Origin of the sequence: Chitinophaga sp. YIM B06452 (assembly GCF_039655965.1) — a bacterium.
In the GTDB taxonomy this organism is placed as follows: domain Bacteria; phylum Bacteroidota; class Bacteroidia; order Chitinophagales; family Chitinophagaceae; genus Chitinophaga.
This window is the reverse complement of record NZ_JAWLKY010000003.1, coordinates 492,233-507,115: the sequence shown is the minus strand read 5'-3', so window position 1 is coordinate 507,115 and position 14,883 is coordinate 492,233. Positions and strand designations below refer to the sequence as shown.

Below are 14,883 nucleotides of genomic sequence, written 5' to 3'. Positions count from 1 at the left end.
CTCATCTTAAAAGCCGTTTAAAAATCATTCCCTGATTTGCTTACAAGCTTCAGGGGTTTGCATACATGCGCGCGGTTTGGCTTACCGACCTTTGGATCATGGAAATAAAACAAATTGCATTGGGCAGCCAGGGTTTGGTGGTGCCCGTGATCGGCCTGGGCTGTATGGGCATGACAGGTTTTGAAGAAGCACATATGTACGGCCCTGCAGATGAGCAGGAAGCCATCGCGACGATCCACCGTTCGCTTGAGTTGGGCGGGAATTTTTTGGATACTGCCGATCTATACGGGCCGCTGAAAAATGAACAGCTCATTGCAAAGGCAATCAGCGGTAAACGTGATCAGTATATTTTGGCCACCAAGTTTGGCTGGGAAATCGATGACAACAATAAAGTGACCTGGGCCATCAATGGTAAAAAGGACTATGTAAAGAAATCTTTAGAGCGTTCGCTGAAGAATCTCAATACCGATTACATCGAGCTGTATTACATGCACCGCCTGGATAAAAATACGCCAATCGAGGAAACGGTTGAAGCCATGGCCGGGCTGGTCAAAGAAGGTAAAGTGGGCTATATCGGCCTGTCGGAAGTTTCGTCTGAAACGGTTAAACGCGCATATGCCGTGCACCCCATCACCGCAGTACAAAGCGAATATTCTTTATTTGAACGGACGGTGGAAGAACGCGGGGTGTTAGCCACCTTAAATGAACTGGGTATCGGGTTTGTAGCTTACTCACCATTGGGCCGTGGTTTTTTATCAGGGCAGATCAAAAGCATCGATGACCTGCCGGAGAACGATTTCCGCAGAACGATCCCGCGTTTCCAGGGCGAAATGTTCAATAAGAATATTGAATTGGTCAAGGCTATTGAAGCCATGGCTGAAGCAAAGAACGTCACGTCTTCGCAGCTGGCCCTGGCCTGGATCATGAGCAGGGGGATTTTGCCGATCCCGGGAACGAAACGCAGAAAGTACCTGGAGCAAAACCTTGCGGCTACTGCCATTGAGTTGACGGAGGCGGATCTTTCACAGCTGGAAAGCATTGTGCCTTTGGGTACGGACACGGGCGCGCCTTATGATGAGTTCAGCATGGGTTTAATTGATTAATTTTGTGTATGCACGCCATTAATTCCATATCAGAATTTCACCGGTTGCTGTCATTGCCCGAACCCCGCCACCCGCAGGTGAGCGTGATCAACCTGGCGGAAAGTGTTTTTTTGGAAGATGAGATCTGGAAAGGTTTCGTTAACCGCTTTTATTGCGTGGCGCTCAAACGCGACGCCAAAGGCAAGATCAGGTACGGACAGCAGCATTATGATTACGATAAAGGCGTATTGAGTTTTACCGCGCCCAACCAGGTGCAGCAACTGGACCTGCAAAATATGGAATGCGGGTCCGGTTATCTCCTGATCTTTCACCCGGATCTCCTGTTACATCATACGCTGGCGAACAGCATTCATCACTACGGTTTTTTTGATTACGCGGTTAACGAAGCGCTGCACCTGTCTGCCGGCGAAGAAGATGACCTGATCACGATCCTCCATAAAATTGATAAGGAGTGCCAGCATATCGATAAGCATACCCACGAGATCATCCTGACGCAGATCGAGAGCCTGCTGAAATACTCCAACCGTTTTTATGAGCGGCAGTTTTTGACCCGCAGGAATAATAATTCAGCGCTGCTGACCAGGTTCGAACAGTTGGTAGATGCCTACTTTAACAGCGATGTACAGGGTTTGCTCACGGTACAATATATTGCTGCGCAGATGAACCTGTCGCCGAACTACCTGAGCGACCTGCTCCGGGTTCATACCGGGCAGAACACGCAGCAGCATATTCATGAAAAACTGATCGCGAAAGCCAAAGAAAAACTCTCCACGACCAGTCTTTCTGTCAGCGAGATCGCCTACGCCCTGGGCTTTGAGCACGCGCAATCCTTTAGTACGCTTTTCAAAAAGAAGACAAATTTATCGCCGCTGGAATTCCGTCAGGCTTTTAGCTGAAGTCCGTTATTTCCGTCATTGCCCCACCATAAACACCGCGTTGCCAAATAGCAGCTTCCCGTTCTCCCAGAAGCTCCTGAACAGCGGGTTATCCACCAGCAGCACCACTTCCCCCTGCCCTATTTCCTTCACGCCAAACAGCATGCCGTCGTTGAGGCGGAGCTTGGTCTGCGCGCCCACGAAACCGGTGAGATAATCGTTTTTCTTCAGCACGCCCACATTCCAGCCGTCCGATTCGATGTAAGAAACCAGCTTGTCGCTTTGCTTGAGCGTGTAATAATAATCGGGATAACCGAATGCAAGCGGATGCGTTCTGTCCATATGCACTTTGTAGATCGCGCCGGGAATGAATTGTGACACGCTCTCGCGCTCGCGGTTGGCGTATGGTTTCAGGGGGAGGTAGGGGTCTTTTTTCTCTCCTTCTTTTTTATCCTTGTCTTCCTCCTCCTGTTCTTTTTTCAGTTTAAAGCCCCATTCGCCCTGGGCAAGCTGTGCAACGGCGTCTTCCACGGCAATGAGCCTGCCGCCGGCATTCACCCAGTCTTTCAGGCGCTCTGCAGCCTGTTTGTCTGCCAGCGCGGGATAATAACCATCCGGCAGGATAAGTACGTCCAGGTCGCGCCAGCCCGCATTGCCGAGCGCCGATGCGGGAATAACGGTGAGCGGGTATTCGATCTGCTGTTCAAAGAAATGCCATATTTCGCCCATACCCAGGGACGACACACCGTCTCCCGCCACCACGGCCACTTTCGGCTTGCGGATATACCGTATCTTGTCTGACCCGAAGTCTGCTCCTTTATCCACGAAACCGGTAGGCACTTTCACCAGCGTCACTTCCATTTTTGCGGCGATAGCCGTTACCGCGTCCAGCGAGGCATTGCCGGCCTTTGTAATAATGAGCGTGCCTTCGGGATATGTTTTCTCTCCGATAGTGAAAGGCGCTTCGGAGTAGCGCACTTTAATATTCCTGTTCAGCAGCGCCGCGAGGAACTTCAGGTCCTTGGTACTGTTCCAGGGCGCAAGGAAGGCATATGTATTGCCCTCCGCGGGCGCGATAGCCGCCTTTTCAGGCTGTGCGCTTACAGCGGGGTCGATCTTACCGGCCACGGCGTATGCGGGCAGGCCGTAGGCGTAAGGAAGCGCCCAGGCGGTGATGTCGTAGGTCACGGAGTCGGTGAGGCGCGCCACCGGTTCGAACAATACTCTCACGAGGTTGGAACGGGGCTGGTAGGCGCTTATAACAAGATCGCCTTTTTCGATGTTGAACTTCTCCGTTTTGCCGGTGAAATAATTGAAGCCCGTGCCTGCGCTGCTGCCGGTGGCAAAGCCGGTCACAATGTCGTTGCGGCGCAGGGTTTCGGCGAGGGTCTGCAATTTTTCGGTGTTGCCCGCTCCTTTCACCACGTACGTTTTATAATCGCCGGAAGGCTTGCTGCGCGCGTCCGCGAAGTATTGGGCGAACTCCTGCACGAGCTTGTCCGCATGGGCGGAAGATACTTCCACGGTGGCGATGCCGGTGGTGAAATGATGTTCTATCCTGTCTTTCAGCGTGAGCGTGTCGCCCTGCCGGGTGGTGATGGCCAGGCCTGCGCGGCCGCCCCCGCCCTGCTCGTAGGTCATGCCGATGGAGCCGTTGTAAGTGGGATAGGTATCGCCGTAGCTGGGGTAGAACAGGTCGAACTGCTCGCGCGTGAAATACAGCCAGCCTTTGGCGTCGAAATACGTAGCGTTGTGTTTGCCGATCTGCACCTGGAAAGCGCGCTGCCATGCGGTGATCGCGTCGTGCAGCGGCTCTGCCGCGGGCGCAAAATAATACGGCGCATCCACGCCCTGCTCATGAAAATCCACATGCACCTGGGGCATCCAGCGGTTGTATTGCAGCACGCGCTGCCGCGATTCGGTTTGCGTTTGCCAGGCCCAGTCGCGGTTCAGGTCGAAATAATAGTGATTGCTCCGCCCGCCCGGCCAGGGCTCGTTGTGCTCCCTGGCGTAAGGCGTGGCATCGGCATTTTTGCCGCGGGCAGCATTATAGAAGTTCACATAACGTTCCCGCCCGTCAGGGTTCAGGCAGGGATCGATGATGATCACGGTATTCTTCAGCAGTTCCTGCCGGCCGGTCAGCAGCGTATACAGCGTTTTCATGGCGGCTTCCGTGCTTACGGCCTCGTTGCCGTGCACATTGTAGCTGAGCCAGACGATCACGGGCTGCGCGCCCTGCGCATTGCCGGATACAAGGCCCATGTTGTGCGTGCGGATCTCTTCCAGGCGGGCCATATTTTCAGGACTGGAAATTATGGCCATCATCAGCGGGCGGCCTTCATAGGTTTCGCCATAGGTCTCCAGCTTCACGTTTTTTGCCGTGGCGGCCACCTCGCGGAAATATTCCATCACTTTAAAATGCGGCGTGAACCGCGTTCCAAGCGGGTACTTCAGGTAGGTTTCCGGGGACGGCTGCGCCTGCGATGCGGTAACGGCGGCAAAGACAGCCAGCGCTAAAAATATATACTTCATAGTTGGATTGTATCCCCCTAAGATAGGGGAAATTGTGGCGTGGATTCGCTGGAAAATAATATTAATTTAGCCGGAAAAGATACCGGCAATGATGCGTTCCCTGATCTTTCTCCTATGCATGCTTTCCCTGGATGTGCTTGCCCGGCAAACGGGGCCGAAGCCATATTCCGTCACCAAGCGGATAGAAGCCCGCAAATACGCCGTGGCCTCGGCCCATCCGCTGGCCAGCGAGGCAGGCACGGAAGTAATGAAAGCAGGCGGGAACGCGTTTGACGCAGCCATTGCCACCCAGCTGGCGCTGGCCGTTGTATACCCGGAAGCGGGCAACCTTGGCGGCGGCGGCTTCCTCGTGGCCAATATGCATAACGGCAAAACAGTCGCCATCAACTACCGCGAAATGGCCCCCGGCAAAGCCCACCGCGATATGTACCTGGACAGTGCCGGCAACCCCATCGTAAAAAAGAGCCTGGAAGGCCACCTGGCCGCGGGCGTACCGGGTACCGTCGCAGGATTGATTGCCACGCATGCTTATGCCAGGCTTCCGTTCGCCAGGCTGGTGGCCCCTGCTATCCGTCTTGCAGAACACGGTTACATCATCACCGCCGCCGAAGCGCGCGGGCTCAACCGCCACCGCGATAATTTCCTGCGGCTGAACACGCGGCCCACAGCCTTTGTAAAAGATACGCCCTGGAAAGAAGGCGATACGCTCGTGCAGAAAGACCTTGCCCGCACCCTGCGCCTGATCGCTGAAAAAGGCGCGGCCGGTTTTTATGCAGGTGAGACCGCACAGAAGATCGTGGAAGAAATGCAACGCGGCGGCGGTATCATTTCCCTGGAAGACCTGCAAAACTACCGCGCCGAAGTATTGCAGCCCTTGCGGTTCAAATTCCGCGGCTACGACGTGCTCACCATGCCCCTGCCCAGCAGCGGCGGCATCTGCCTGCAGCAATTGCTCGGCATGGTGGAGAAGCACCCGATGGAAAACTGGGGCTTTCACAATCCCAAAAGCGTGCAGCTGATGGTAGAAGCGGAACGCAGGGCGTATGCAGACAGGGCGGAATACCTCGGCGACCCGCATTTCGTGAAAGTGCCCGTTAAGACCCTCACCGATACCGCTTACCTGCAGCGCCGCATGGCCGATTTCACGCCGGGCCTCGCTTCCCTCAGCGCGCGTGTACCCGCCGGCGTTATCAAAGAAAGCGAGCAGACCACCCACCTCAGCGTAGTGGACGCACAGGGCAACGCCGTGGCAGTGACCACCACCCTCAACGGCGGTTACGGCTGCGATGTAGTGGCAGGCGGTGCAGGCTTTTTGCTCAACAATGAAATGGATGATTTTTCCGTGAAACCCGGATCACCCAATATGTACGGCCTGCTGGGCAACGAAGCCAACGCCATCGCTCCCGGCAAACGCATGCTCAGCTCCATGACGCCCACTATCGTGCTGAGGAACAAACAACCGCTGCTGGTAACCGGCACGCCCGGCGGCTCCACCATTATCACTTCCATGTTCCAGACGCTGGTGAACGCGCTGGTGTTTGGCCTGGATGCGGACCAGACCGTGAACGCGCCGAAGTTCCACCATCAATGGCTGCCCGATGTAGTGTATATCGAAAAAGGATTTCCGGAGCCGGTGAAACATTCGCTGGAAAGGATGGGTTACAAATTCACCTCCCGCGAATCCATTGGCAGAACGGAACTGATAAAGATCCACGGCAAAGGAAAACTCGAAGCCGTTGCCGATAACCGCGGCGACGACAGCGCTGCCGGAGAATAATTGTACATTCGGCATATAAAAACAGACCGGTTATGAGCATTTACCTGGACAGCCTGAAGAAACGCCTGCTTTCTTACAGGGAACTCGCAGAAAAGACATTCGCCCAGCTGAACGACGAACAGATACACTGGCAGCCCGCCGGCGATCCCAACAGCATTTACATTATCGTGAAACATATGAGCGGCAACATGCTCAGCAGGTTTACCGACTTCCTCACCACAGACGGCGAAAAGCCCTGGCGCAAACGCGATGCGGAGTTTGAAGACAACGAGCCGGAGGCCACCAAAGCGGATATGACCGCCATCTGGAACAAAGGCTGGGACTGCCTGCTGCAAACGCTGGACAGCCTTACCGATGCAGACCTTTCAAAGATCATCCATATCAGGACCGAACCTTTGATCGTGATAGACGCGCTCAACCGGCAGCTGGGCCATTACCCTTACCATGTAGGCCAGATCGTGTATCTCGGCAAGATCATGAAGGCAGGAAACTGGCAAAGCCTTTCCATTCCCAAAGGCCAGTCACAACAATTCAACGATCAAAAAGCCGCCGGCAAATGAAATCACTGATCTATACCTGCTGCCTTGCAGCCATATTCGCATCGTGCAGCAGCGGCAAGACCAATGCGCTGCTGCAGCACAAAAAATGGAAGGTCTACGACGTGGCCGTACCTCCGTCCGACCCATACAACAACGCGCAGATCACACAGGCGCGGGACTTGAAGGACGGGTATTATTCCGACGCCCATTACCAGTTCCTGGACAACGGCCTGTTCATCGCCACCATTGCCGGCGTGCCGGACAGCGGGAAGTATACCCTGCTCAGCAACGGGAAGATCATTTCCATCACCAGCTCCAACGGTTCCCGCAACGCGGAGCACCTGGTGGAGATCGAAAAACTGGATGAGAATAATTTCGACATGAAAGTAGCCTCCGGCGACTACCATTTTATTTTACGCACCCGGAAACAATAATATGTTCAGCATCACAGACAGCACGCCCGGCAGAACGGCACAGATCGAAGGCAGGACCTGCCTTTTCTTTTCGGGTTTCGCTTACCTGGGCATGCATGTTTCCCATACCTTCCGCGACCTGCTGGCCGAAAGCCTGGCGCGTTTCGGCAGCGTATACCCTTCCTCCCGCATCGGCAACCTGCAGCTGCGGCTGTACGAAGAGCTGGAACATGCGCTGGCTGCGCATCTTCACCAGCAAAGCGCTGTTTGTTTTTCCTCCGGTTACCTTGCCGCACAGGCGGCCGTTACCTATGCCGTGAGTAAAGGCGAAGCCCTTTATTCGCCGGGCGCCCACCCTGCCATCCGCTTTCCCGGCGCGCAGGTACCATGGGGCAGCTGGGCGGCGTGGATGGAAACAGTGGTGGAAAAGATCAACAAAGGAGAAGACCACCAGTACGTGATCATCGCCGATGCGGTGAACCCGCTTACCGCTACCATCAACGATTTCAGCGCACTGAAAACATTGCGGCGCAAAACGCTCGTGCTGGTGGACGACAGTCACGGGCTGGGCGTGCTCGGCCCCGAAGGCGAAGGTATTATTTCCCTGCTGCCCGCCAACGAAGCTATCCATTACCTTATCACCGCTTCGCTGGCCAAGGCCTATAGCCTGGAAGGCGGCATGGTGGCCGGTCACGCCGCGGATATAGCCGCCATCCGGAAGCTGCCGCAGTTTACCGCCAGCACCGCCATGATACCGGCCTATGCCCATGTTTTTTTACAGGCGCAAAGCGCATTCGCCAACGCGCGCAAAAGGCTGCAGAAAAACATCCTTACCATGGAAGGGCTCACAGAAGGTATTGCTGCCATCCGCCACCAGCCCGGCCTGCCTGTATTTGTGCTGGACGATCGGGAAGAAGATGTGAAAGACTACCTGCTGGGCCGCGACGTCATTATCTCGTCATTCGCCTACCCGGATCCGCAGGGGCCGAAGATCCACCGGGCAGTGCTTTCCGCGCTGCACACCCGCGCCGACATCGAGATACTGATGGTGCAGCTTGTTCAATTTTACACCCAACTATAACCATTGTATATGATCAAAAGAACGTTTGCCACACTGGCCGCCATTTGCCTGCTTTTACCCGCCTTCGCCCAGCAATCGCTGCTGTATAGGATCTCCGGCAAAGGCCTCAAACAGCCCTCCTACGTGTACGGCACCATCCACCTCATTTGCCCGGATGATTTTTTCCTTTCTCCCAACCTCCGGAAAGCATTCAACCAGTCCAAATCCATTTACCTGGAAATAGACATGGACGACCCCGCTATGATGGCCACCATGCTGGGCCGTTTGCAGGAGCAGGACGAGCAGTATTCGCTGGAAAAGGCTTTCCGGCCTGACGATTACCGTAAGCTCGGCAAATACCTCAAAGACAGCATGGGCATGGATGTGAGCGTATTCAAAAAAATGAAGCCACTGGTGATCCTTTCCATGATACTGCCCAAGATGCTGAACTGTTCTGCCGCCGTGGCCTACGAGACCAAATTCGTGAGCATGGCCAAAGAGCAGCAGAAACCCGTGCTGGGCCTGGAAGGGCTTGACGACCAGATAGACGTCTTCGACGCATTTCCCGATACCCTGGAAGCGCGCATGATCATGGATTATATCAACGACCTGCCCAAACAAAAAGCCATCTATAGTCGCATGGTGGCCGCGTACAAGAAGCAGGACATCCAGCAGCTGCATAACTTCCTCCGCGAATCGCCGGAGTTTGCCGGGTATGAAGACAAGCTGGTGTATAACCGCAACCGCAACTGGATACCCGTGATGGAAAAGGCCATGCAGCAGGAAACCGTGCTGTTCGGCTGCGGCGCCATGCATTTGGGTGGGGACCAGGGTGTGGTGGAGCTTCTGCGTAAAAGAGGCTATAAAGTGGAGCCTGTCACGAAATAGGCGGCATGGCTCGCCGGAATAGCAGATTGTTCAAGCCTTCGCAGCCAACATTTTTTACATTTGTTCTTATCCTGTGAATTTTTTTTTAGTTTGCCGGGGGGAAAATCGGTCATTAAAGATAATTGTCATATCATCAGACATACGGCGTGAGAGAACTGCTTTTGCGGATAGCAGAAGGGGATCAGCAAGCTTATGCCGCTGTATTTCACCTGTACCGGGAGAAGATCTATTCCCTGGCTTTTCATATCACCTCCTCTGTTTCAGCCTCTGAGGAGATCGTACAGGATACCTTTCTAAAAGTATGGCAGCAACAACAAACACTGCCCGGTATACAGGATTTTGACAGCTGGCTCTTCATTGTTGCCCGGAACCATATCTACACCACACTAAAAAAAATGGCCAGGGACGCTACATTTCCCCTGCCGGAAGAATATGAGGCGGCAGATATCACCACTGTAGAAACCGAAATGGATGAAAAAGAATTCAGATCGGTGCTGGCAGAGGCCCTTGAACGTCTTTCCCCCCAGCAAAAAGAAGTTTACCATTTACTTAAAGAAGTAGGTATGACCCGGGAAGCTGCCGCTGCCCAACTGGGTCTCTCGCCGGAAACCGTTAAAGTCCACCTCGCCCGTGCCATGCGGTCCGTCAGGGCATATATCGTTGCCAGGTTCCCTCTTTCCATCGCTTTGTTCATCCTGTGGAGATACCTCTGATTTTTTTTTCCGGGTGGTGTAACCCATAATGTTTTCCATGGAGTCTTTACAGTAAGAGAGAATGCAAACACGCCTTTTATATCTTTTTGACCGGTTCCGGGACCGTAGTATAACCTCCGCTGAGCGGGAGGAACTGGCTTTATTGTTACGTGATGCCGCCAATGAAGAAGAAGTGAAAGAATGGATCGATAAGCTGGCTTCCGGGGAAGTGCCGCATTATCCTATGGACGAAACCGCCGCCGGCGATATTCTCGAAGCAGTTCTGAAAACACCATTACCTGCCAGGCCGGCGAAAAAGATCAGTTTGTTCCGGACCTGGCATTGGGCCGCGGCGGCGCTGGTATTAATGATAGGTACATACTTCCTGGGGGAGCGATACCTGGTACAGAAAACGCCTGGTACGGCACAAACAAAAGACCTCATAAGGGATATTGCGCCGGGTAAAGATGGTGCGATACTTACGCTGGATGACGGTTCCCAGCTGGTGCTGGATAGTTTGCAGAACGGAAATGTCGCTGTTCAGAATGGTGCGCGTCTCACCCTTCACAATGGCCAGTTAACCTATTCGCCGTCCGCTAAAGCGGCGGGAGAGCTGGTCTATAATACCATTACTACTCCAAGGGGGCGGCAGTTCAGGGTTACTTTGCCGGATGGCAGCCGGGTTTGGCTGAATGCAGCCAGTTCGATCAGGTATCCTGCCAATTTTCCTGCTCATGAACGAAAGGTTGATATCACCGGGGAGGTATATTTCGAGGTGGCCCGGGATGCGGCTGCCCCATTCCTGGTGAATATCAATAACAAGGCAGACATAGAAGTGCTGGGCACCAGTTTCAACATAAATGCCTACGAAAACGAAGAACATGTCACCACTACCCTGCTGACCGGTTCTTTGAGAATAAAAAAGGATGGCCGGGAGCGGATCCTGAGACCAGGCCAGCAAGCCAGCCTGCTGAATAATATCCAGGTGACAGAAAATACAGACCTGGGAAAAGTGGTGGCCTGGAAAGATGGTTTCTTTGATTTCAGCGGGGTAGACCTGGAGCATGCCATGCGCCAGATCGCGCGGTGGTATGAAGTAGAAGTGGTATATGCCGGCAAAGTGCCCAATGTCCGGTTCTATGGAAGGATCAGCAGGGATATCAGTCTTGCAGGGCTGATCCGGGGATTGAACAGTACGACGGATGCAAATATGAAAATTTCAGAGGGGAAATTAATTATCAGCCAATAAAAGTTATTTATCAACCATCAAATACAGTCAGTAAAAAGTCAGGTATCAACCAAAAAAAAGAAACCGGAAGCAGTGAAGGGCTTCCGGCGATCGTCCGGCCATTAGGCAATCCAGTGTAATCAGATTACTAAAACCAAACTATTGTAAAAGTATGCAAAAAACCGCTCTGATTGAACGGGCAGGCAATCTTATGCCCACCTTTTCTCAAATGCTGCGAATTATGAGAATGACTGCTTTTATGCTTCTTGTATCCTTCCTGAGTGTCTCCGCAAACACTTACTCCCAGGAAGTCAACATTTCCGGCACCAACCTGCCCCTGAAGCAGGTTTTCTCCCTGCTGTACAAGCAGACAGGGTATGTTGTATTCACTAATGAGCGGCTGCTGGACCGTGCAGCCCCGGTAACCGTGAATGCAAAACATCAGCCGCTGATGGATTTCCTGACGGAGATCTTCAGTACGCAGCCGCTGACTTTCACTGTTGAGGGCAAAACTATCTTCCTGTCGGAAAGAAAAACGGGACCCGTGGCAGACACCGCGCTGATACCGGTGTTGAAAGGCCTGATCCTCGATTCCGCCGGCACGCCCATACCGGATGTAACCGTAACCCTCCGGAATACAAAAAGGATCACCATGACGAACACACGGGGCGAATTTACAATTGAAAACGTACCGGAGGATGGCATATTACTTCTTACCAGTATCGCCTTCAAAGGAAGGAGTGTAAAGATCGAAGGTCGCAGTACCCTGACCATTACAATGGAAAAGGATATTAAGAACCTGGGAGAAGTAGAGGTTGTACTGAATAACGGGTATGAATTGCTGCCCAAAGAGAGGGCTACCGGCTCATTTGGCGTTGTTACCACCAGGCAGCTGGGGAAGTATCCTGTAGTCAGTATCCTGGAACGGTTGCAGGGCCTTGTTCCCGGCGTGGATATTTCCATGAAAACAACTGCCAACAAAAGCCGTAGCGGCACCGTAAAGATCCGCGGGCTCTCCACGATCGTAAGCAGTTATACCAAGGTATCCACGGACCCATTATTGGTAATAGACGGCTTTCCTTCACAAATAGCTATAAAAGATGGCGCGCTGGATTTCCTGAACCCGGATGATGTTGAAACGATCACTTTCCTGAAAGATGCCGCCGCCGCCTCTATCTGGGGCATACAGGCGGCCAACGGCGTAATAGTGATCCAGACCAAACGCGGTACCCGCAACAGCAAACCGACGCTCAGTTTTTCTACTACGCTGGGCACCAGCAGCAGGCCCAGCCTTGACTATGGAAAAAGGATGAGCGTACCTGCCTATATTGAACTGGAAAAGGAACTGATATCCAAAGGCCGGCTTCTGGATCCCTTGCCGTCCAGCACTCCCGGCAGTTATTATCCCGAAAATATCAGCCAGGCACAGGAGATCATTTACCGTTTCAAAAGAGGGACCATCACGGAGGCCCAGATGAATGAGCAACTGACCGAATTAGGGAAAATCGATAACAGGTCGCAGATGGAAGATTATTTGCTTCAATCCCCGACAACACAACAATACAATATTTCCCTTTCGGGTGGCGGAGCGACCAACTCCTATTTTCTTTCAGGATACATGTACCAGGAAAACCGTGTATATCGGAACAACACCAATCGCGGTTATTCTATTAAGGCAGGCAACACCTCCCATATGGCGAATGGCCGCCTCTCCGTCAGCACAGACCTTACCTTCAGCAACACGAAAGATAAAGTGAACAGCTCCGCGGTAACCGCCATGAGCGTGGTATCCGGCGGCATGCGGCCTTACGACCTTTTGAAAGATGCGTCAGGCAATAATGTGTATTACGACCTGCTGGTGATCCCCAGAGTAGCACGGGACCTTGAGGGCAAAGGTTACCTGCCGTTCAGTTACTCCCCTATAGATGAACTTAATTACAGCAACACGACCGGCACCAGCCATAACCTTTCATTGAATGTGGCTGTAAACGGGAAAATAACCTCCTGGCTGGGTGTGAACGTTACAGGAAACATCGGCAGGATGTTTGGCGAATCAGAGATCTATTGGGAACCCGAAAGTTACGATGCCCGGATGCTGGTAAACAAAGGAACGAGCATTAACAGCACAGGCGGCCGGGTGTCTGGTGTGCCGCTTGGAGGGAAACTCGATCTCAGCAGGAACAGCCGAAAAAGCTATAATCTCCGCGGGCAGGTCAATGTCAATAAAACTTTTAATGACATCCACCAGCTCAACCTGCTCTTTGGAACAGAGATCAGGGAAACCTATGGGAAAGCAGACGGAGAGATCCGGTATGGCTACGACAGGGCTATCAACACTTTCCGGACGGTCAACCCCGGAGCGCAATTCAGGGATATATACGGTTCCACGCAAACAATCGGCGCCACGAGCAAGCTCGTCACGGAAAAGACGACACGTGCCCTGTCTCACTACGCCAATGGCTCTTATACGCTGATGGATAAATACACCGTGTCTGGCAGCATGCGGTTTGATGACTATAACCTGCTGGGCGTTGAACGGCGTAAGAGAGCCATTCCTTTATGGTCCGGCGGCGTGAAATGGGATGTCAGCAAAGAGAACTTCCTCCAGCACATATCCTGGCTGAACCGCCTGGCCTTACGCGCAACGTTGGGCACCAGCGGCAACGCGCCGCAGGGATATGCCCCGGTGACGGTTATCTCCATCCTTGGAGCTGATTTTTATACTACTTTCCCTTACGCAAACATCAGCTCCCCGGCTGTGGATAACCTTGGATGGGAAAAAACCAGGATGACGAACTACGGCGTTGATTTCTCTTTATTCTCCAACCGGGTAAGCGGTTCCGTGGAATATTACCGCAAAAGGACCACAGAGATCATCTGGGAATTGCCCATCAATTCCACCTATGGTTTCAGCAAGCTCCTGTTCAACACGGCTAACCTCCAGGGGCATGGGGTGGATATCGGGTTGAATGTTAACATCATTGCTTCCAGAAAGTTCAACTGGTATAGCACGATCAATGCTTCCTACAATACCAATATCATTAAGGATGCACGGTTCGAACGGCCAACTACCAGTTTTGACCCGGAGTACCTGTACTCCGGTTATCCTTCAGATTATGTTTTCTCCTACGCCTGGGCCGGGCTGGACAATACAGGGCAATCCCTGATCAGGGACCCGAAGAACCCCGGCAAAACTTACACGGTAAATGAGTATCCCTTCGAGGATATCCGCGTTTATTCCGGCAGAAGCACTTCACCGTGGATAGGCATGTGGAGCAATACGGTACGGTACAAAGGGCTGGAATTGAATGTACAGTTCCAGGGCGCCTTTGGCGGCGTGTTCCGTAAACCTTCCATTGAATCCGTCGGCTTTACCAACAATCTTTTCGTGGGCAGAAGCGGAGACCTGGAGGAACGATGGAGGAAACCCGGTGACGAGGCCTTCACGAATGTACCCGGCCTTGAATTCGGCCCCGGCACCGTCTATTACACCAGTATAGACCGTTACCGTTTTTCTGATCTACTGATCCGCAGCCGCAGTAATATCCGCCTGCAGCAGGTGTCGCTTTCATACGAGGTGCCTGCTTACCTGCTGGCCAAAATATACACCAAAAATATTACCCTGAGCGCCGTTGCCCGGAACCTGGGAATGATATGGGCTGCCAATAAAGAAAAACTGGATCCGGAATACCTGTATACAACGGGCAATAACTATCAACTGCCCCCATTAACGAATTATTCATTCCGGATTGTGCTCACCTTATAACCGTTATAAT

General features: G+C 52.9%; 11 protein-coding genes. 10 read left to right on the top strand and 1 reads right to left on the bottom strand.

The window, feature by feature from the left end; genetic code table 11:
* Window positions 1–98 precede the first annotated feature (98 nt).
* Window positions 99–1,103 carry an aldo/keto reductase gene (locus tag R3I13_RS18890; RefSeq protein WP_346319521.1) on the top strand — a complete coding sequence of 335 codons (1,005 nt, stop codon included), beginning with the start codon at window positions 99–101 and terminating at the stop codon, window positions 1,101–1,103.
* A gap of 8 nt (window positions 1,104–1,111) precedes the next feature.
* Complete coding sequence (locus tag R3I13_RS18885) at window positions 1,112–1,999, top strand: helix-turn-helix transcriptional regulator (RefSeq protein WP_346319520.1); 888 nt, start codon at window positions 1,112–1,114, stop codon at window positions 1,997–1,999.
* A 15-nt stretch (window positions 2,000–2,014) separates the two neighbouring features.
* Here R3I13_RS18885 and R3I13_RS18880 read toward each other — a convergent pair whose 3' ends face one another.
* Window positions 2,015–4,510 (bottom strand): M14 family metallopeptidase, encoded by a 2,496-nt coding sequence (locus tag R3I13_RS18880; RefSeq protein WP_346319519.1) that lies wholly within the window; start codon window positions 4,508–4,510, stop codon window positions 2,015–2,017.
* An 88-nt stretch (window positions 4,511–4,598) separates the two neighbouring features.
* On the opposite strand from R3I13_RS18880, the gene ggt reads away from it, so the two are divergent.
* The 8 genes from ggt (at window position 4,599) to R3I13_RS18840 (ending at window position 14,873) form a co-directional block, all read left to right on the top strand.
* A complete protein-coding gene (ggt, locus tag R3I13_RS18875; RefSeq protein ID WP_346319518.1) occupies window positions 4,599–6,287 on the top strand; it encodes a gamma-glutamyltransferase in 1,689 nt (562 codons plus the stop codon).
* 32 nt (window positions 6,288–6,319) lie between these two features.
* Window positions 6,320–6,847, top strand: a complete 528-nt coding sequence (locus tag R3I13_RS18870) for a DUF1572 family protein (RefSeq protein ID WP_346319517.1) — start codon at window positions 6,320–6,322, stop codon at window positions 6,845–6,847.
* Window positions 6,844–7,260, top strand: coding sequence for a hypothetical protein (locus R3I13_RS18865; protein ID WP_346319516.1), 417 nt, complete (start codon window positions 6,844–6,846; stop codon window positions 7,258–7,260). Before R3I13_RS18870 ends, R3I13_RS18865 begins: the two co-directional genes overlap by 4 nt.
* A gap of 1 nt (window position 7,261) precedes the next feature.
* Complete coding sequence (locus R3I13_RS18860) at window positions 7,262–8,320, top strand: aminotransferase class I/II-fold pyridoxal phosphate-dependent enzyme (RefSeq protein WP_346319515.1); 1,059 nt, start codon at window positions 7,262–7,264, stop codon at window positions 8,318–8,320.
* A 9-nt stretch (window positions 8,321–8,329) separates the two neighbouring features.
* Window positions 8,330–9,187: a TraB/GumN family protein gene (locus R3I13_RS18855; RefSeq protein ID WP_346319514.1), complete on the top strand. Its 858-nt coding sequence runs from the start codon at window positions 8,330–8,332 to the stop codon at window positions 9,185–9,187.
* Between the two features lie 146 nt (window positions 9,188–9,333).
* The gene (locus R3I13_RS18850; protein WP_346319513.1) at window positions 9,334–9,900 is read left to right on the top strand and encodes a sigma-70 family RNA polymerase sigma factor; all 567 of its coding nucleotides are present in this window, start codon (window positions 9,334–9,336) and stop codon (window positions 9,898–9,900) included.
* A 61-nt stretch (window positions 9,901–9,961) separates the two neighbouring features.
* Window positions 9,962–11,128 carry a FecR domain-containing protein gene (locus R3I13_RS18845; protein WP_346319512.1) on the top strand — a complete coding sequence of 389 codons (1,167 nt, stop codon included), beginning with the start codon at window positions 9,962–9,964 and terminating at the stop codon, window positions 11,126–11,128.
* Window positions 11,129–11,348: 220 nt separating this feature from the next.
* Entirely contained in the window at window positions 11,349–14,873 is a 3,525-nt protein-coding gene (locus R3I13_RS18840; RefSeq protein ID WP_346319511.1) for a SusC/RagA family TonB-linked outer membrane protein, read from the top strand.
* The last annotated feature ends 10 nt before the right edge of the window (window positions 14,874–14,883 follow it).

Excerpts from the sequence above, each read along its gene's own strand:
- R3I13_RS18865 (WP_346319516.1), top strand. The coding sequence starts at position 6,844 with ATGAAATCACTGATCTATACCTGCTGCCTTGCAGCCATATTCGCATCG.
- R3I13_RS18840 (WP_346319511.1), top strand. The coding sequence starts at position 11,349 with ATGAGAATGACTGCTTTTATGCTTCTTGTATCCTTCCTGAGTGTCTCC.
- R3I13_RS18855 (WP_346319514.1), top strand. The coding sequence starts at position 8,330 with ATGATCAAAAGAACGTTTGCCACACTGGCCGCCATTTGCCTGCTTTTA.
- ggt (WP_346319518.1), top strand. The coding sequence starts at position 4,599 with ATGATGCGTTCCCTGATCTTTCTCCTATGCATGCTTTCCCTGGATGTG.
- R3I13_RS18880 (WP_346319519.1), bottom strand. The coding sequence starts at position 4,510 with ATGAAGTATATATTTTTAGCGCTGGCTGTCTTTGCCGCCGTTACCGCA.
- R3I13_RS18890 (WP_346319521.1), top strand. The coding sequence starts at position 99 with ATGGAAATAAAACAAATTGCATTGGGCAGCCAGGGTTTGGTGGTGCCC.
- R3I13_RS18885 (WP_346319520.1), top strand. The coding sequence starts at position 1,112 with ATGCACGCCATTAATTCCATATCAGAATTTCACCGGTTGCTGTCATTG.
- R3I13_RS18845 (WP_346319512.1), top strand. The coding sequence starts at position 9,962 with ATGCAAACACGCCTTTTATATCTTTTTGACCGGTTCCGGGACCGTAGT.
- R3I13_RS18870 (WP_346319517.1), top strand. The coding sequence starts at position 6,320 with ATGAGCATTTACCTGGACAGCCTGAAGAAACGCCTGCTTTCTTACAGG.
- R3I13_RS18860 (WP_346319515.1), top strand. The coding sequence starts at position 7,262 with ATGTTCAGCATCACAGACAGCACGCCCGGCAGAACGGCACAGATCGAA.